Genomic DNA, 17,516 nt, shown 5'->3' with positions numbered 1-17,516 from the left:
CTGGCGGCGTGGGGTCAAGCCCGGCGCTAATTACCGACCTGACCGCGGTGACGCAGGACGTGATCCGCGATCACACAGGCCATCATCGCTTCACCGACTGGAACTGCACGAATTCCGACACACGGATCGTGACGGCCCTTTGTCATAATGTCGGTATCCGCACCGGACCTGTCGATGGTGCGGCGTGGCGTGAGGATCGAAGATGTCGGTTTCACCGCGAAGCGCGCCACCACGGCCTGCCCGGTGGAAATGCCGCCAAGAATGCCCCCGGCATGGTTGGACAGAAACACCGGGCCATCATTGCCCATGCGCATTTCGTCGGCGTTCTCCTCACCGTGCAATTCGGCAGCACCGAAGCCCGCACCGATCTCCACGCCTTTGACGGCATTGATGCTCATCAGGGCACTGGCGAGATCGCTGTCGAGCTTGCCGTAGATCGGCGCGCCGAGCCCCGCGGGCACGCCCTCGGCGACCACTTCGATCACCGCACCGATGGACGAGCCGCTCTTGCGGATGTCATCGAGATACTCGGCGAAGAACTCCGCCTTGGCCTTGTCCGGACAAAAGAACGGATTGCGATCCACCTCGTCCCAGTCCCAGTTGGCGCGGTCGATCTTGTGCGGCCCCATCTGCACCAGCGCACCGCGCACGTTCAAGCCGGGCAGAACCTTGCGGGCAATGGCGCCGGCCGCAACACGCGTGGCGGTCTCGCGCGCGCTCGAGCGCCCGCCTCCGCGATAATCACGCAGGCCGTACTTGGCCTCATAGGTGAAGTCGGCGTGGCCCGGGCGAAACTTGTCCTTGATCTCGGAATAGTCTTTTGAGCGCTGGTCGGTGTTCTCGATCAGGAGCGCAATCGGCGTGCCGGTCGTGATCTGCCCGTTCTCGGTGTCCATCACGCCGGACAGGATTTTCACCTGATCGGCTTCCTGCCGCTGGGTGGTGAACCGCGACTGGCCCGGACGGCGGCGATCGAGGTCGCGCTGGATCTCTTCAACCGTAATGGGAATGCGGGGCGGGCAACCGTCGACGACGCAGCCGATCGCGACCCCATGGCTTTCGCCGAAGGTCGTGACGCGAAACAGATGGCCGAACGTATTGAAAGACATGGTGAATTACCCGACCTCGGAGAAACCGCTAAACAGCGATTTTGATCCGATGTCGTAACGCGCGGGGTCGGGAGCGTCAAATACGCTTAAAGTGCCACTTTAACGAAGCATTAACTATGTTTCGTGACCTGGCCGCCCCGGAATACGTAGACCACGCCCTGCTCCACCAGCGTATCGACCGCGCTCACCGGCGTTTCGACGTCGAGCGCCACCATCAGCGCGCGCATCGTTCCGCCGTGGGAGACGGTCACGGTGTCCTGCAACAGCGAGTCGTACCAATCACGCACGCGAATGGTGACGGAAGCATAGCTCTCGCCGCCCGGCGGCGGCACGCCCCATTTGTCGGCCTGACGTTCCGCGAACAGCTCCGGATGGGAGACTTCCATCTGCGCCAGGGTCGAACCCTCCCAGTGCCCGTAACCAATTTCGCGCAAGCGATCGTCGAGCTCGTAACCGTGCGGCGGGACGCCGAGCGCTCCGCGCAACAATTCCATCGTATTGCGCGCGCGGCCGAGCGGGGAGGACACGAATGGCATCTTCGCCAGATCGTGGGAATCGTTGGCAAGGATGTCTGTCAGCAGTTCGCCGGAGCGAACCGCCTGCCCCTTGCCGATATCGTTCAGCGGGATGTCCTGCGAACCCTGGAAACGGCCGGCGGCATTCCATTCGGTCTGGCCGTGGCGGACAAAATAAATAGTGGGCATGCGCGTGCAGACTTATTCTTTCGACAGGGAGATATCCGGCGCATCGGGGCGCTTCATGCCCGCGATGTGATAACCGGAATCGACGTGATGCACCTCGCCGGTCACACCGCGGGACAGGTCGGACAGGAGATACATGGCGCTATCGCCAACGTCTTCCTGCGTAACGTTCCGGCGTAATGGCGCGTTGTATTCATTCCACTTCAGGATGTAGCGGAAATCGCCGATGCCTGACGCGGCGAGCGTCTTGATCGGCCCGGCCGAAATTGCATTGACGCGGATGTTTTTCTCGCCGAGGTCTGCGGCCAGATAGCGGACGCTGGCTTCAAGCGCAGCCTTGGCAACGCCCATCACGTTGTAATGGGGCATCCACTTCTCAGCACCGTAATAGGACAGCGTCAGGATCGAGCCGCCATCGGTCATCAAATGCTCAGCGCGCTGCGCGATCGCGGTTAGCGAGTAGCACGAGATCAGCATCGATTTGGAGAAGTTGTCCGCCGTGGTCTCGATATAGCGGCCATCGAGCTGGTCCTTGTCGGCGAACGCGATGGCATGGACAACGAAATCGATCTTGCCCCACTGCTTCTTCACCTCGTCGAACACCGCATCGATGGTCGAGAAATCGGTGACGTCGCAATGGCCGAGCGTAATGGCGCCGAGTTCCTTGGCCAACGGTTCCACACGCTTCTTCAGTGCGTCGCCCTGCCAGGTGAAAGCGAGCTCTGCGCCCTGGTCGCGGCAAGACTTCGCAATTCCGTAAGCAATCGACCGATTGTTGGCGACCCCCAGGATCACACCACGCTTGCCGCGCATCAGGCCCATATTTTCAGCCATTTAACTCATGTCCATTGCTGGAGAACCGAGCCACCTCATGGCATAGCCGCAATAGCCGTTCAAGCTAGTGCGCTGGATTTGACGTTCGTATCAGTATCGCAGCGAGTCCTTATTACGAACGTCAAATCCAAAAGCGCACTAGTTTCATCAAGATGCTAGTGTCCCTTCTGGTTCTAACGTTCTCAAAGAGAGTGCTGCAAAGTGATGCGAACGTTAGAACCGGGACATTAGACAAGGGTCGGGGATCACTAACCTTATCCACTCAAGACCGCGGAATAGTGCCGTCTTTTCGGTGTTTTACCTGTAGAACGGGGCGGAAGTGCCGGCCCGCACAGAGCCCCTGATGAACCACGATTTTCGCCACAATGTCGAAACCCTGATTCCGGCCTTGAGGCGCTATGCGCGGGCGCTGACCCGGGATACCGATCTCGCCGACGATCTGGTGCAGGATACGCTGGTCCGTGCGTTGCGCTCGGAGCGGTTGTTTATCGGCGGCGACCTGCGGGCGTGGCTGTACACGATCCTGACCAATCTCAATCGGAACCGCCGCCGTTCGCTGGCCCGGCAACCGACGATGACGGAACTCTACGATACCACGGCGGATGCCAGCGGCACGGAAGCCGAGGGGCGCGACATTTCCCGGGCACTGGCCACGCTCCCCGAGGACCAGCGCGCCGTGCTGCTGCTCGTGGTGCTGGAAGGACTGAGCTACCGCGATGTCGCTGACATCCAAGCAGTGCCGATCGGTACCGTGATGTCACGGCTCGCCCGGGCGAGAGCGCACGTGAAGGCGAGCCTGGAAGGCGAGCGCCCGGCGTTGCGGCGTGTTAAATGAAATCGGATTGAAGACGGAAAAGATATTCTGATGACCGACAGCAACATTCCCGTCACGGAAGACGAACTCCACGCCTATGTGGACAATGAATTGCCGGGAGAGCGCCTCGCCGCCGTCGAGGCATGGCTAGCGACCCATCCTGACGACTCGGCGCGGGTGGCGTCGTGGCGGGCGATGAGCGACACACTGCAGGCTAAATATGGCGCGGTGGCTGATGAGCCCGTGCCGCCTCGCCTGTCTCTCGACGCATTGGCGCGGCCACCCCGGCGCTGGATGATGGGCGCCATCGCCGCAACGCTCGTGGCATTCGTTGCCGGCGGCAGCGTTGGCTGGATCGCGCACGGCGCCAACACAAAGCAATCCATGTTCGCGAATTTCACCGACGACGCGCTCGACGCCCACAAACTGTATGTGGTCGAGGTTCGGCATCCCGTGGAAGTAGCAGGCAACGAACGCGCCCATCTGCAGCAATGGTTGTCCAAGCGATGCGGATATCAGGTTCGCGCGCCCGAACTCGACGCGAACGGACTGAAGCTTGTCGGCGGTCGGCTGCTGCCCGGCCCCAGCGGCCCCGCATCGTTCCTGATGTACGAGAACGCCTCGGGTGAGCGGTTTACGATTTACGCCTCACGCGCCACGACCGAAGCCACGCAGATGCGCTACGCGGCTAACGACGGCAACGGCGCCATGTTCTGGGCCGACCGTGGCGTCGGCTACGTGGTATCGGGACCGACAGACCGTACCCGGCTGCAACACGTCGCGCGGCTGGTCTATGACCAGACTGAGAAGACGGGACTGTAAGCTCTATTTCCTTGCCAAGCGAAGGCGTCACGATTTCTGCAACGCGATCGTGACGCCGCTGAGCGTCAGCACCATCGCAATGATCTCCCTCACACCCAGCGGTTCACCCAACACGAACGCTGCCGACACCACGCCAATCACAGGCGCCAGCAGCATTCCCGTCGACGCGGATGCCGGCGGAAGACGGCGCAGGGTCTCGAACCAGGTCAGGTAGCACACGCCCATCGGGATGAGCGTCATATAGATCATGACCGTCCAGCCGGTTGGAGACAGGGCGCTGAAATCGAGTTTTTCGAACGCCAGCCCGAGCACGAGCATCACAAAACATCCCAGGCCGACCTGCCAGGCGACAAGCGCGATCGGTGACAACGGAATCTGCGATCGGTTCAGGACATTGCCCAGCGCGAACAGAATGGCCGCTGCCAGCGCGAGAACAATGCCCACCAGCTTGTCGTGGCTGAACGCGAAGCCCTGACCGCTGAACAGAACAACAAGTCCGGCGAGCCCAAGAACCAAAGCGATGACGTCGCGCGGCATCGGGCGCATGCCGCGAATCGGCCACGCGAACAGCGTCGCCCAGATCGGCATGGTGTAGACCAGCAGTGCGCCCTCGCTGACGCTGACCCATTTCATGGCAATGGTCGTGAAGCCCATCCATGCGAAAACGTTGGTGAACGTTGCAAACAGCAATCGCGGCACGGCTTCGCGCGGTACGCTCAATCGTTCACCGCGTGCAAGCACGATGCAGGCGAGAATAAGTGCAGCTGTCACGCCGGCCGCGCCCCGTGAGAACAACGGTGGCAACTCGCGCAGCAACAGCTTGATGGCGGGCCAGTTAAATCCCCATCCCAGCGCGGTCACACCCAAACAGGCAAAGCCGATCCATCTTGATCTATCCATCGAATGTTGCGGCCTTGAAATCCTGCTATTTCGCGATGCGCCGCTTATAGCTTCGAGGGATTCCGGCGACCACCGCACCTGCTTCATGTGGGCCATGCAGCTCTGCGCAGCGCACGCGGCCGCGTCGCTCAATCTGAGCTGCTCGTGTGGCGGTTCAGAAGACCGCATCATTTGTGCGGCGAGCCCGGAATGCGGACTTCTGAATCAAAGCCACACGACAACAATAACTTGCTAGTGTCCTTCGATTCCGAAGTTCGCAAACGAAGGTGCCGCGCAATGATGCGAACTTCGGAATCGGAACACTAGATATTTTCCGCCGTCACGCGCGCGATACCATCCAGCACGTGTCCCCAACCTGGGGTCATCGCATCCCATGCGGACTGGTTTTGCGGCAGGCGGAAACCGGAATGCTCCATGCGAACATGGGTGCCGCCATCCGCGAGCGTGAGTGTCCACGTCACGATGGTGTCGAGCCGCGAGCCATATCTCGGATTTGCATCCGAGCCACCTTTCCACGAATAGCGAAGCAGACGCGGCGGATCGCAGTCGAGCACCTCGCAACGCACGATGCCGTCCCAATCTCCCATCGGCTTGGTCGTGAAGGTGAAGCGATGTCCAACTGTCGCCTCAAAATCGTTGGGCATCAGCCACTTCGCGATCAACGCGCTCTGGGTCAGCGTGCGCCAGATTTTCTCAGGCGCGTGCGCCACTGTCTTCTCCACGATGATCGATTGGGTTTCACTCATCACTCAACTCTCCAAGTAGCTTTTCCAGTTCGTCAAAGCGCTCTCGCCAGAACTGACCGTAATGGCCGAGCCAATCCACCAGCGGCGCAAGTCCCCTCAGAGTTGCGCTGTAATGCACGTTGCGGCCTTCGCGCCGCTCGCTCACCAACCCCGCCCCATGCAACGCACGCAGATGCTGCGAAACCGCTGGCTGCGAGACACGGGCGCCCTTCACCAATGACGTCGCCGTCACCTCACCTGCTTGAACGATGCGCTGATACATCGCCCGGCGCGTTGGATCGGCGAGCGTCTTTAAGACGAGGTCAAGTTTCGGTGCCGCGGCAGCCATCTTTGATATATAAGTACATACTTATATATGAGTCAACGCAGATGTTCGCGCCGGGACAGCCGTGGGTGAGGCCATCCAGGATCATCTGTCGCGTCAGGACAGGGACGATCGAATGTTTTGGAAGAGGAGGCTCGGTAAGCCGTCGCGCGAAGCGCTACGAACAGCACGCATGACTTTGAAAAAAAAATGCCGTCGCCGCATTCGCGGAGACGGCATTGCATCGGCAGCGTTATTCGAGATCGGTGCGCGGATTATAGGGATGATCGGTGCGCCATTTTTCCATCAGCGCCTCGAGCTCCGCGTCATTGCCGTTGGGCAGTACGATCCGCGCGGTCACAAGCAGATCGCCCGGCTCGCCCTTGTTGGGAAGCCCCTTACCTTTCAGGCGGAAGGTTCGCCCGCTCGACGTGTTCTTCGGGATCGACAACTGCACCGCGCCGTCAAGCGTCGGCACGCGCACCTTTGCCCCAAGCACAGCTTCATACAGCGTGATCGACAGATCGAGCCGCAAATTGGTGCCATCGACCTTGAAATACGGGTGCGGCGCAACGTTCACCGTAATCAGCACATCACCGGGACGATGCCCCGGTGCTTCCTGTCCCTGACCCTTGAGCCGGATCTGCTGACCGGATTCGACGCCCGCCGGAATCTTGACGTTCAGTTCCTTGCCGGTGGGCAGCCGCACGCGGCGCGTCGCGCCTTGCACAGCTTCCTCAAGGGCAACGTTCATGGTGACGTTCAGATCAAGATCGGCCGCGAACGGCGTTTCATACTCAAACGTATCGGCTCCGCCGCGCGCACCTGCAGCGCCCGCCTGCCCACCGAACATGCTCTTGAGAATATCCTCGAAACCACCACCGCCGCCGAAGCCGGCACCGCCGGGTCCTGCTCCCGCTCCGCCCTGACGGAAGGTGTATTCAAAGCCGCCCGGCCCGGCACGACGCGCACCGCCGCCGCCAGGAAAGCCGCCTTCAAAACCCTGAAACTTCGGTTTGCCCTCGGCGTCGATTTCACCGCGATCGAACTGCTTGCGCTTGCTCTCGTCGCCGAGAATCTCATTCGCCATGTTCAGTTCGGAAAAGCGGTCGGCCGCTTTCGGGTCGTCCTTGTTGGCATCGGGATGGTGCTTCTTGGCGAGCTTGCGATAAGCGCTCTTGATCGCCGCCGCAGTGGCACCCCGCTGCACCCCCAGGACCTCATAGGGGTCGCGCATTCGTTGAATCTCCTTGGAATTCAAGTGAGGCCGGTTGGCCTTTACCCAGCAATTGGGGGTTATTTGGGGTTTTCGTCACATTTCCGCAACGGGTCCATCCCACAGCGGCGATTTCGAAATCATTCAACTCCGCTTCCAGGGCTTCATATTGCGAATTTCCCAGGCCTGTCCCCTGCCGTCCTGACAGGCTTCGCCCTGCAGCCAGCCCTCGTTGCTGCCGCGGACGTAACTGGCGAGAAAATCACGGCAAGTGCGTCCCTCGTTGGTATAGGTTGAGGCCAGAGGCGTGACCGAGCCCCGCGCGCCGGTTTCAGGATTTTCCCAAGGCTGGCTGGCATTTTTACCGCCGCGCGTCAGGATGTCGGACGCCGCATTGCGGGCAAGCGCGAGGTCGGCATCGGTGAGCTCCGTATCGTCCTTCACACGCACAATCGGACCAATCGAGCCCGTAACGTCGGAGAGATCTTCTTTCTTGTCGTTCTTGGCAAACATGTTGCCCAGCCGGAAGCTGCATCCCCCGGTCGATACACCGATGATCACAAGGGCCGTGGCAAGCAAAAGCTTGCGGATCGGCGATAGGCCACGGGCGCCGCGTGCCCTATATAGGGAACGGTCGCACAACAAAGGCTCGGCGCTGAGTGGCGCGGCGGGACGCAAACCGGTACTCCAAACATGAACGGTCCAGACACCATCAAAAGCCCAAGTGAGTTAATTTCCGGTGATTTCACCGCCGCGGAGGAACCTTTCGGGCTTTTTGCCACGTGGTTTGCCGAGGCGGTCAAATCCGAGCCGAACGATCCCAATGCGATGGCGCTGGCGACCGTCGACGCCGATGGACTGCCGGATCTGCGAATGGTTCTGCTCAAGGGCTACGACGCCGACGGATTCGTCTTTTACAGCCACATCGCCAGCGCCAAGGGCCGCGAGCTCGCCGCGAATCCCAAGGCGGCACTGCTGTTTCACTGGAAATCCCTGCGCCGGCAGGTCCGTATCCGCGGCAAGGTTGAAACTGTGACCGACGCCGAGGCGGATGCCTATTTCGCGACCCGGCCGAAACAGGCGCAAATCGGAGCCTGGGCGAGCAAGCAAAGCCAGCCGCTGGAAAGCCGCATGGCGTTTGAAAAAGCGATCGCGCTCAACGCCGCGAGATATACCATCGGCGAAGTGCCTCGCCCGCCCGGCTGGAGCGGCTGGCGGATCATCCCCCAGGCATTCGAGTTCTGGCACGATCGCCCATTCCGCTTGCACGACCGGATTGAATTTCGTCGCGCAGCTTCAGACGCCGCATGGGAGAAAACGCGCCTCTATCCGTGATAGACAGTCCTTCAACGCGACAGCCCGCAGCCGAGACCCTTTCCCATGCCAAATTCCACGCCAGCCGATTCCAACGCGCCGAAGCGCACGCTGCTTCTGACCGGCGCGAGCCGCGGCATCGGCCATGCCACCGTCATCCGGTTTTCCAGCGCCGGCTGGCGCGTGATCACCTGTTCGCGCCATCCGTTTCCCGAGCAGTGCCCGTGGGACGCCGGTCCGGAAGACCACATCCAGGTTGACCTGTCCGATCACAAGGACACCGCGCGCGCCATCGATGAAATCCGCGAACGGCTCAATGGCGGCCACCTTCACGCGCTGGTCAACAATGCGGCTATTTCGCCGAAGGGTGCTGGTGGCACGCGCATGGGCTCGGTGGACACCGATGTCGATGTCTGGAGCCATGTGTTTCGCGTGAATTTCTTCGCGCCGATCATGCTCGCGCGCGGGTTGATCGAAGAGCTGAAGGCCGTGAAGGGTTCGGTCGTGAATGTGACGTCGATCGCCGGCTCGCGCGTGCATCCGTTTGCCGGCGCCGCCTACGCAACGTCAAAAGCTGCGCTCGCCGCGCTGACCCGTGAGATGGCGGCGGATTTCGGCCGGGTCGGTGTCCGCGTCAACGCCATTGCCCCGGGTGAGATCGACACCTCGATCCTGTCCCCTGGCACCGAGAAGATCGTCGACAGCCAGATCCCGATGCACCGGCTCGGCACCCCCGATGAGGTCGCCAAGATCATCTACGTGCTGTGCACCGAGACGTCGTCGTATGTGAATGGCGCAGAAATTCACATCAACGGCGGACAGCACGTCTGAAGAGCGCTGGAATCGACAGGTCGGTCGGCCACTGACCGACCGACCTTCGTGATGTCATCAGACGACCGTCAGCTTGACGTCGACGTTGTTGCGGGTCGCGTTCGAGTACGGGCACACCTGATGGGCCTTGGCGACAAGGTCCTCCGCTGCCGCGCGATCAAGACCCGGGAGCGACACCGCGAGCGCGATATCGAGACCAAACCCGCCCTCTGAGCGCGGGCCGATTCCGACATCCGCCGTCACCGTCGCATCCGCCGGCACCTTCGGACCGCCCTGTGACGCCACAGCCTTCATGGCGCCGATGAAGCAGGCCGCATATCCCGCCGCGAACAGCTGTTCCGGATTGTTACCCGCACCGCCGGCACCGCCGAGCTCCTTCGGGGTCGAGAGGCTGACCTGGAATGCACCATCCTTGGTCGCGGCTTTGCCGTCACGACCGCCGGTGGCAGTTGCTTGGGTGCGATAGAGAACATTTACAGACATCGTCATCTCCGTTGGTTTCGAAGCTCGGCTCGGTTCCATTCATCGGAACCGGATAGGTAATTTGTATCGCGCACGATCTAATCGCGCAATATACAAATTTGCATAGCTGCTCTTCAGAAAACGATCGCGCGATTCAATCGCGCACGTCCTAAATCCGTCATGAGGGAGATGGGCCATGGCAACCCCGAAGACGGCCGAGCTTTTGAAGATCGACAATTTCATCTGTTTCGCGCTGTACTCCGCGGGGCATGCGATGACGCGGCTCTACAAGCCTTTGCTGGAGCCGCTCGGCCTCACCTACCCGCAATTCCTGGTCATGGTCGCCTTATGGGAGAAAGACGACCGCACTGTCGGAGACATCGGCGACACGCTGCTGCTGGAATCGAGCACGCTCACGCCGCTTCTGAAACGACTGGAAGCCGCGCAATTGATCCGTCGCACCCGTGACCGTGAGGACGAGCGCGTGGTCCGTATCCAGCTCACGCCCGAGGGACGCGCGTTAAAAGAAAAAGCCGGCGGCATCCCTGAAGCCATCGGCTGCGCCACCGGTCTCACTGTGCCCGACATCATCAACCTGACCACTGAGATTAAAGCGCTGCGCGACAAGCTCATCGATGCGCAGGCGAACGCGCCGGCCAGCCACGCAACTTAACTCGCCTTCCTGTGCCGCGCCGTCGCACGACCGGACTTCTTCGCGGTCCGGCGCGAAGATGTTGTGCGAGACCGGCGCGTCGCGCGTGAAGACGATGCTCTCCCTTTGAGGCTCTGCTTCAAAGCATCCATCAGGTTGATGACGTTGTCCGGCCTCTCTTCGGGCTCGGGCTGCTTGATGGTCTTGCCCGATGCCTTGCGCTTGACCAGCGCTCGCAGTGCGGTCTCGTACTTGTCCTTGAATTTTTCGGGATTGAAGTGAGAGGCCTTGCTATCGAGAATATGCACCGCAAGATCGATCATGTCCTTGGACGTTCTCGGCGTCTTGATCTTGTCGAAGTAGTCCGCCTCATCGCGCACTTCACCGGCGTATCTCAGCGTCGTCGCCAGCAGGCCTTTGCCGAGCGGCTCTATCGTCACAGTACGCTCGCGGTTCGCGAGCACCACGCGCCCCAGCGCCACGCGGTCCTGATCCTTCATGGCATCGCGGATTACCGCGAAAGCCTCGATGCCGGCCTTGCCGTCGGGCACCATGTAATAAGGATGATCGAGATAACGGCGGTCGATTTCGTCGCGCGGCACGAAGTTATCGATATCGATGGTGTGATTGCTCTCAAGCTGAACAGCGTCCAGTTCGTCCTTGTCGACCGGCACGTACGACCCTTTGCTGACTTCGTAACCGCGCCCCTTCTGCTCTCCTTCCACGACATCGCCGGTCTCGGCATCAACCATCTGCTGTTTGAGGCGATTGCCGGTCTCGGTGTTGATCATGTGAAATCGGGTGCGCTCCATGGTGCTGGAGGCCGGATAAAGCGCCACCGGGCACATCACGAGTGACAGCTTCAACGTCCCTTTCCAGTACGGGCGCGGCATCGGTAACCTCCAGGCACGAAGTTCGGCGGGAATGGAACCTCAACGGAGCTCACGGGTTTTCGTTCCGGGAAGCTCTGATCCTGCAGGTGGGGAAACATCGTGGCCCGTAAAAGCCTCAAGACTTACCGCACGAAGCGCGATTTCACGAAGACATCAGAGCCGAGCGGCAAGACAACCGTGGCGCCATCGAAGGTCCGCCGCTTCGTCATCCAGAAACACGATGCGACCCGCCTGCACTACGACCTGCGGCTCGAGTTCGATGGTGTGTTCAAATCATGGGCCGTGACGCGTGGCCCCTCGCTCGATCCGAAAGACAAGCGCCTGGCGGTTGAGGTCGAAGATCATCCGCTGGATTACGGCGACTTCGAAGGCACAATTCCCAAGGGGCAATATGGGGGCGGCACGGTGATGCTGTGGGACCGTGGCTATTGGCTGTCGGACGATGCTGACAAAGGTTTCAAGAAAGGCGACCTCAAATTCGCGCTCGAAGGCGACAAGCTGCATGGCGAATGGGTGCTGGTGCGCATGAAGAACGATCGGACGGGCGGCAAGCGCACCAACTGGCTGCTGATCAAGCATCGTGACGACTATTCCCGCGAAGGTGCGGAGAATGACATCCTGGAAGAAGACAAGTCCGTAGCCTCCCGCCGGACCATGGCGCAGATCGCCGAAGGCAAAGGCCGTGCCCCCAAACCATTCATGACCAAATCCAGCTCTGCAAAAGCCAATCAGATCTGGAATTCAAATAAAGGTCTCGCTGCAGATCGGCGTGAAAGCAAGAGCCGCCCCGCCAAGCGACCCGCGCGCGGGACAAAAAAGAAGACCGTGGCACGACTGCGGAGCAAGTCGCCTTCCAAAAGCGCCCCGCTGAAAACGTCCGGCGCGAAGCCCGTCTCCAAGCTGCCGGATTTTATTTCTCCGCAACTCTGCGCTTCGGTGAGCCGGCCGCCGTCCGGTGAAGGTTGGGTCCATGAGATCAAGTTCGACGGCTACCGCATTCAGATGCGGATCGCGGACGGCGAGGTTTCACTCAAGACCCGCAAGGGACTGGACTGGACCGGTAAGTTCTCCGCCATCGCCAAGGAAGCAGCGAAGCTTCCCGACGGCATTATCGACGGCGAAGTCGTTGCGCTCGACCATGCGAAGCATCCAAGCTTCGCTTCGCTGCAGGCAGCCCTATCGGACGGCAAGACCGATGAACTGATCTTCTACGCTTTCGACCTGCTGTTCTCGGATCGCGCGGATCTGCGCAAGCTGCCGTTGTCCGAACGCAAAGCGCGGCTGCAGGCGCTGCTCGATGGCCGGCGCAAGCGCGACAAAGGCGTCATCCAATACGTGGATCATTTCGAGACCGGCGGCGATGCCATCCTGGAGTCCGCCTGCAAGATGTCGCTCGAAGGCATCGTCTCAAAGATGACGTCGGCGCCCTACCGGTCTGGCCGCACGGAAAGCTGGAGCAAGGCCAAGTGCCGCGCCGGGCATGAGGTCGTGATCGGCGGCTGGAAAACCACCGCGGGCAAATTCCGTTCGCTGATGGTCGGCGTGCCGCGCGGCGATCATCTCGCTTACGTCGGAATTGTCGGCACCGGCTACGGACAAGCGGTCGTCAAACAGATCATGCCTGAACTCAAAGCCAATGCCGCCAAGGAAAATCCGTTTGGCGGCGCGAATGTGCCGAAGAAAGCATCCGAGGTGCACTGGCTCAAGCCCGAACTGGTTGCGGAGATCGAGTTCGCCGGCTTCACCGGCGACGGCATGGTCCGGCAGGCCGCTTTCAAGGGACTGCGAAAAGACAAATCGGCCAGCGAGGTCACGGCGGATGAGCCGGTCAAGACCGAGGTCGCGGAGCCTTCGAAACCTGCATCGGCAAAAGCCGCAAAAGCGAAGGCATCCAAGGCGAGCGCAAAACCGTCCAAGGGCACCGCAGTCGTCTTGGGCGTGACGATTTCAAACCCCGACAAAGCGATGTGGCCCGATGGCGGCGACGGTGAGCCCATTACCAAGCTTGACCTCGCTCACTACATGGAAAGCGTCGGCGACTGGCTGATCGCGCACATCAAGGGGCGCCCTTGCTCAATCATCCGCGCGCCGGACGGCATCAACGGCGAGACATTCTTCCAGCGCCATGCCATGGCGGGCATGTCGAACCTGCTTGAGGAAGTAAAAGTCTCAGGCGATCGAAAACCTTATCTTCAGATCGATCGGATCGAAGGCCTCATTGCCGTGGCGCAAATTGGCGGTCTCGAACTGCATCCGTGGAATTGCGCACCCGATGAGCCTGATGTGCCTGGGCGGTTGGTCTTCGACCTGGATCCCGCGCCCAACGTTGAATTCACCGCCGTGATCGACGCCGCACGTGAGATGCGCAACCGTTTGACGGAACTGGGCCTGGAAAGTTTCTGCAAGACGACGGGAGGCAAAGGCCTTCACGTCGTCACGCCGCTGAAGGACGCGAAGAAAGACAAGATCGATTGGAAAACAGCGAAAGCCTTCGCCCAGCAGGTGTGCCAACAGATGGCAGCCGACAATCCCGAGCTTTACCTGCTCAACATGTCGAAGCAGCAGCGCAACGGTAAGATCTTTCTCGACTACCTGCGCAACGACCGGATGTCGACGGCAGTCGCCCCGTTGTCACCGCGCGCACGCGAGGGTGCGCCCGTCTCGATGCCGGTGACATGGGCTCAAGTGCGCAGTGATCTTGATCCGAAGAAATATACCTTGCGGACGGTACCGTCCCTTTTACGCAAGACGAAGGCCTGGTCCGACTACGATGACGGCGGACGCTCGATCAAGGCCGCGATTGCGAAGCTCGCCAAATAGCTCGTGCGGTGGATCTGATGTTCGTATCAGTATCAGCCGCGAGTCCGTGATACGAACGTCAGAACCGGAACACTAGAGCCACCGCTTCCATTTGAAGAACATGTAGGGAAGTATGGCGGCGATCAGCATCATCACCAATGCAATCGGATATCCGTGCGGCCAGTCAAGTTCAGGCATCAGCTTGAAGTTCATGCCATAGATGGACGCGATCAGGGTCGGCGGCATCAGCACCACCGCCATCACCGAGAACAGCTTGATGATGTTGTTCTGCTCGAGGTTGACCACCCCGAGCATCGCATCGAGCACGAAGGTGATCTTGCTCGACAGATAGGATGCGTGATCCGTCAGGGACGAGACGTCCCGCTGCAGGGTCTTGAACTGGGCTTTCTGTTCCTTGTTCCAGCGGCCCGCATCGGTTTCGACCGTGACGAAGGAGATCAGGCGTCCGATCGACACCAGGCTCTCACGTACTTTCGACGTAATGTCGCCCTTCTTGCCGATGGCGAGCAAAATCTGGGAATAGCTTCGCGCATGGCCCTTCTCGGCCGACGGTTCGAATATTTGAGAGGACACGCTGTCGACGTCCGCGCCGGCGCGCTCAAGAATGTCGGCGCAGCGGTCGATCACAGCGTCGAGAATTTCCAACAGAAGGCCGTCGCCCGTGATATTCGGCGAACAGCTGCGCCCCAGCTTGGCGGCGATCAACGCGAATGGCCTGGGCTCATCGTACCGGACGGTCACCAGCCGGTGGTCCGTCAGGATGAAGGTGACGGGGGTGGTGCGCGGCGCCAGCGAGTCGGCCCCGCACATCAAAGTCGCGGTCATGTAGCGCGCGCCATTCTCGGTATAGAGGCGGCTGGAAATCTCGATTTCCTGCATGTCTTCACGGGTCGGGATTTCGATGCCAACCAGTTTTTCGACCGCCTTGTCCTCGCCCGGTGACGGCGTCTTCATATCGATCCAGATCGCTTCACCAGGCAACGCTTCTGGCTGAAGACCATCGAACTTCCTCAGACCGGACGCGCTGGGAACATAGGCTGTGAGCATGGGCATCTCCGGAACGCGAAGGCTGGATGGCTGCGGTAACCGAGACCGCCATGAGGTGTCAAAGCGCAAATTGATTCGATTCTGGCAAGCCTTCTGGCACATGGCCGCGACATCCCGATGTCACAAACGCCGCCGGGCGCCGGGGGGTTGGGAGCGTTGGGACGGGGCTGGGAGAGGTCCTAAAAGTGCTGACAAGGCCAATATTTAGCCCGATCTGCCAGCGAGTGCGGCATCAAAGTCACACTCGGATGCCGCGTGGCAAGATCACCAGAGAATGACTGGAAATATGGCAAGAGACGTCGTTTATATGGCGGTGCGCTAAACAGAAGCGCGTCGCAAAAAACATGTGACTGAGTGACGCGCAGCGCCTCGTGATCGGAAATTCGTCAATGCCCTCTTTTGCTTCGAAACTTGTTCTTCTCGCCGCAGGCGCCATGCTGGCCGGCTGCATGCAGGCGACCCATTTTGAGGCCGCACCGGAAGCCAGCCTCAAGCCGCGCGACAAAGAGTATCTGTCGAAAGTCAGCTACGACAAGGTGCCCGTAGCACAGCCATTCCGGCGCGCCATCGTCGATTTCCATCGCAAGGAGCTGCCGGGCTCCATCGTCGTCGATTCCGACAACCACTACCTCTACTACGTGCTGGATGGTGGCAAGGCGATCCGCTACGGCATCACTGTCGGCGAAGAAGCGATGGCCTGGTCTGGTATCGCCAAGGTCGGCGCCATGAGCGAATGGCCCGATTGGCATCCCACCAAGGGCGAGATTTCCCGCCTCGGCGTCCCGACCTTTGTGAAGGGCGGACCTGACAATCCTATGGGATCGCGCGCGATTTATCTCTACTCGGGCGGCAAGGACACGCTGTTCCGTATTCACGGCACCAATCAGCCGGAATACATCGGCGCCTCCATTTCCTCCGGCTGCATCCGCCTGACCAATGAGGACGTCATCGACCTCTATAACCGGGTCAAAATGGGCAGCGTCGTCGTGGTGCTCGATCCCAAGCAGGGCGATTCGCCATTCAACTCGAAGATGGCAATGCAGGGCGGCAGCGGCGGTAACTAACCTCGCCAAGCGCTGGTTCTCGATCTGAAAAGCGCCGCTAAACGCGGCGCTTTTTCTTTTGATCTCGCGTGTCGCGCGGGCGGCGGGGATGCGTCAACTCGCCACATGAACCCGGAAAGCCACACAGCACGTGCTGCGTAGCAAAACGTCCGCCGAAAAGCTGGAAAAACCGGCCGATTCAACGCAGAAAGATTGGTAACGGAATCGGAAGCTTCGTCCGGCTAGATTAAGGGGTGACGACACGCCCCAGTATCCATTGGAACTCAGGAATGTCTTCGTTTACTTCAAAAATTGCCGTTCTGCTCGCAAGCGCAATGCTTGCCGGCTGCATACAGGCCACGTCTACGACGTATGAAAAATCGCCCGAAGCGACTCTGAAGCCGCGCGACAAGGAATACCTTGCCAAGGCGCGCTACGAGAAGGTCGCGGTCGCCGAGCCCTTCCGCCGCGCCATCGTCAACTATCACCGCAAGGAATTGCCGGGCTCGATCGTCGTCGATTCCGACAACCACTACCTCTACTACGTGCTGGAAGGCGGCAAGGCGATCCGCTACGGCATCACCGTCGGCGAAGAGGCTCTGGCGTTCTCCGGTATCGCCCGTGTTGGCAACATGCAGGAATGGCCAAAGTGGACGCCGACAGCCGACATTCACAAGCGCATCGAAGGCTTACCGCAGTCAGTCGCCGGCGGTCCGGACAATCCGCTCGGCGCGCGCGCGCTGTACCTCTATCAGGGCAACAAGGACACGCTGTTCCGCATTCACGGCACCAACCAGCCGGAATACATCGGCGCGTCGATTTCCTCCGGCTGCATCCGGCTCACCAATGAGGACGTGATCGACCTCTACAGCCGTGCCAAGCAAGGCACAGTGGTGGTTGTGCTCGATCCCAAGCAGGGTGACTCGCCCTTCAACTCCAAAATGGCGTTGCAGGGCGGCTCCGGCGGTACCTGACAGTTCGCGAACACATCAAATGCACGAAGGCGCC

The 17,516-nt window shown here is 60.4% G+C and carries 19 protein-coding genes; 8 read left to right on the top strand and 11 right to left on the bottom strand.

What is annotated here, in order from left to right:
* Positions 1–26: 26 nt before the first annotated feature.
* The 3 genes from aroC to fabI all read right to left on the bottom strand — a co-directional run bounded on the left by aroC (position 27) and on the right by fabI (position 2,644).
* Complete coding sequence (gene aroC, locus ACP0KA_RS15740; protein WP_424629682.1) at positions 27–1,109, bottom strand: chorismate synthase; 1,083 nt, start codon at positions 1,107–1,109, stop codon at positions 27–29.
* 110 nt (positions 1,110–1,219) lie between these two features.
* Positions 1,220–1,813, bottom strand: coding sequence for a histidine phosphatase family protein (locus tag ACP0KA_RS15735; RefSeq protein ID WP_424629681.1), 594 nt, complete (start codon positions 1,811–1,813; stop codon positions 1,220–1,222).
* A 12-nt stretch (positions 1,814–1,825) separates the two neighbouring features.
* Positions 1,826–2,644, bottom strand: coding sequence for an enoyl-ACP reductase FabI (gene fabI / locus ACP0KA_RS15730; RefSeq protein ID WP_424629680.1), 819 nt, complete (start codon positions 2,642–2,644; stop codon positions 1,826–1,828).
* A gap of 343 nt (positions 2,645–2,987) precedes the next feature.
* Here fabI and ACP0KA_RS15725 point away from each other — a divergent pair, with 343 nt between their 5' ends.
* Both ACP0KA_RS15725 and ACP0KA_RS15720 read left to right on the top strand, forming a co-directional pair.
* On the top strand, positions 2,988–3,479 hold the full coding sequence (locus ACP0KA_RS15725) for a sigma-70 family RNA polymerase sigma factor (RefSeq protein ID WP_424629679.1): 492 nt from the start codon (positions 2,988–2,990) through the stop codon (positions 3,477–3,479).
* A gap of 30 nt (positions 3,480–3,509) precedes the next feature.
* The gene (locus ACP0KA_RS15720; protein WP_424629678.1) at positions 3,510–4,280 is read left to right on the top strand and encodes an anti-sigma factor family protein; all 771 of its coding nucleotides are present in this window, start codon (positions 3,510–3,512) and stop codon (positions 4,278–4,280) included.
* 27 nt (positions 4,281–4,307) lie between these two features.
* On the opposite strand, the gene ACP0KA_RS15715 is transcribed toward ACP0KA_RS15720, so the two are convergent.
* The 5 genes from ACP0KA_RS15715 to ACP0KA_RS15695 all read right to left on the bottom strand — a co-directional run bounded on the left by ACP0KA_RS15715 (position 4,308) and on the right by ACP0KA_RS15695 (position 8,124).
* On the bottom strand, positions 4,308–5,180 hold the full coding sequence (locus ACP0KA_RS15715) for a DMT family transporter (RefSeq protein WP_424629677.1): 873 nt from the start codon (positions 5,178–5,180) through the stop codon (positions 4,308–4,310).
* A 302-nt stretch (positions 5,181–5,482) separates the two neighbouring features.
* A complete protein-coding gene (locus ACP0KA_RS15710; protein ID WP_424629676.1) occupies positions 5,483–5,926 on the bottom strand; it encodes an SRPBCC family protein in 444 nt (147 codons plus the stop codon).
* The gene (locus ACP0KA_RS15705; protein WP_424629675.1) at positions 5,919–6,254 is read right to left on the bottom strand and encodes an ArsR/SmtB family transcription factor; all 336 of its coding nucleotides are present in this window, start codon (positions 6,252–6,254) and stop codon (positions 5,919–5,921) included. The genes ACP0KA_RS15710 and ACP0KA_RS15705 overlap by 8 nt, the downstream gene beginning before the upstream one ends.
* Positions 6,255–6,483: 229 nt before the next feature.
* Complete coding sequence (locus ACP0KA_RS15700) at positions 6,484–7,467, bottom strand: DnaJ C-terminal domain-containing protein (RefSeq protein WP_424629674.1); 984 nt, start codon at positions 7,465–7,467, stop codon at positions 6,484–6,486.
* A gap of 123 nt (positions 7,468–7,590) precedes the next feature.
* A complete protein-coding gene (locus ACP0KA_RS15695) occupies positions 7,591–8,124 on the bottom strand; it encodes an RT0821/Lpp0805 family surface protein (protein ID WP_424629673.1) in 534 nt (177 codons plus the stop codon).
* Positions 8,125–8,139: 15 nt separating this feature from the next.
* Between ACP0KA_RS15695 and pdxH the strand changes: the two genes are divergently transcribed.
* Both pdxH and ACP0KA_RS15685 read left to right on the top strand, forming a co-directional pair.
* Positions 8,140–8,781 carry a pyridoxamine 5'-phosphate oxidase gene (gene pdxH / locus ACP0KA_RS15690; protein ID WP_424629672.1) on the top strand — a complete coding sequence of 214 codons (642 nt, stop codon included), beginning with the start codon at positions 8,140–8,142 and terminating at the stop codon, positions 8,779–8,781.
* A gap of 45 nt (positions 8,782–8,826) precedes the next feature.
* The gene (locus tag ACP0KA_RS15685) at positions 8,827–9,591 is read left to right on the top strand and encodes an SDR family NAD(P)-dependent oxidoreductase (protein WP_424629671.1); all 765 of its coding nucleotides are present in this window, start codon (positions 8,827–8,829) and stop codon (positions 9,589–9,591) included.
* A 57-nt stretch (positions 9,592–9,648) separates the two neighbouring features.
* Here ACP0KA_RS15685 and ACP0KA_RS15680 read toward each other — a convergent pair whose 3' ends face one another.
* Positions 9,649–10,074, bottom strand: coding sequence for an organic hydroperoxide resistance protein (locus ACP0KA_RS15680; protein ID WP_424629670.1), 426 nt, complete (start codon positions 10,072–10,074; stop codon positions 9,649–9,651).
* Between the two features lie 175 nt (positions 10,075–10,249).
* Between ACP0KA_RS15680 and ACP0KA_RS15675 the strand changes: the two genes are divergently transcribed.
* Positions 10,250–10,726 (top strand): MarR family winged helix-turn-helix transcriptional regulator, encoded by a 477-nt coding sequence (locus tag ACP0KA_RS15675; RefSeq protein ID WP_424629669.1) that lies wholly within the window; start codon positions 10,250–10,252, stop codon positions 10,724–10,726.
* Here ACP0KA_RS15675 and ACP0KA_RS15670 read toward each other — a convergent pair.
* The gene (locus ACP0KA_RS15670; protein ID WP_424629668.1) at positions 10,723–11,598 is read right to left on the bottom strand and encodes a Ku protein; all 876 of its coding nucleotides are present in this window, start codon (positions 11,596–11,598) and stop codon (positions 10,723–10,725) included. The two genes, ACP0KA_RS15675 and ACP0KA_RS15670, sit on opposite strands and share 4 nt — an antisense overlap.
* Positions 11,599–11,697: 99 nt before the next feature.
* Between ACP0KA_RS15670 and ligD the strand changes: the two genes are divergently transcribed.
* Positions 11,698–14,418, top strand: coding sequence for a DNA ligase D (gene ligD, locus ACP0KA_RS15665; protein WP_424629667.1), 2,721 nt, complete (start codon positions 11,698–11,700; stop codon positions 14,416–14,418).
* Positions 14,419–14,490: 72 nt separating this feature from the next.
* Here the strand turns inward: ligD and ACP0KA_RS15660 are convergent, their stop codons facing one another.
* A complete protein-coding gene (locus ACP0KA_RS15660) occupies positions 14,491–15,465 on the bottom strand; it encodes a magnesium transporter CorA family protein (RefSeq protein ID WP_424629666.1) in 975 nt (324 codons plus the stop codon).
* Between the two features lie 389 nt (positions 15,466–15,854).
* Between ACP0KA_RS15660 and ACP0KA_RS15655 the strand changes: the two genes are divergently transcribed.
* Both ACP0KA_RS15655 and ACP0KA_RS15650 read left to right on the top strand, forming a co-directional pair.
* Positions 15,855–16,529, top strand: a complete 675-nt coding sequence (locus tag ACP0KA_RS15655; protein ID WP_424629665.1) for a L,D-transpeptidase — start codon at positions 15,855–15,857, stop codon at positions 16,527–16,529.
* A 269-nt stretch (positions 16,530–16,798) separates the two neighbouring features.
* Complete coding sequence (locus ACP0KA_RS15650; protein WP_424629664.1) at positions 16,799–17,482, top strand: L,D-transpeptidase; 684 nt, start codon at positions 16,799–16,801, stop codon at positions 17,480–17,482.
* Positions 17,483–17,516 lie beyond the last annotated feature (34 nt).

The sequence above is a fragment of the Bradyrhizobium sp. SYSU BS000235 genome, from assembly GCF_049747295.1.
In the GTDB taxonomy this organism is placed as follows: Bacteria; Pseudomonadota; Alphaproteobacteria; order Rhizobiales; family Xanthobacteraceae; genus Afipia.
The sequence above is the reverse complement of the archived record's forward strand: the minus strand, read 5'-3'. Positions and strand labels throughout refer to the sequence as shown.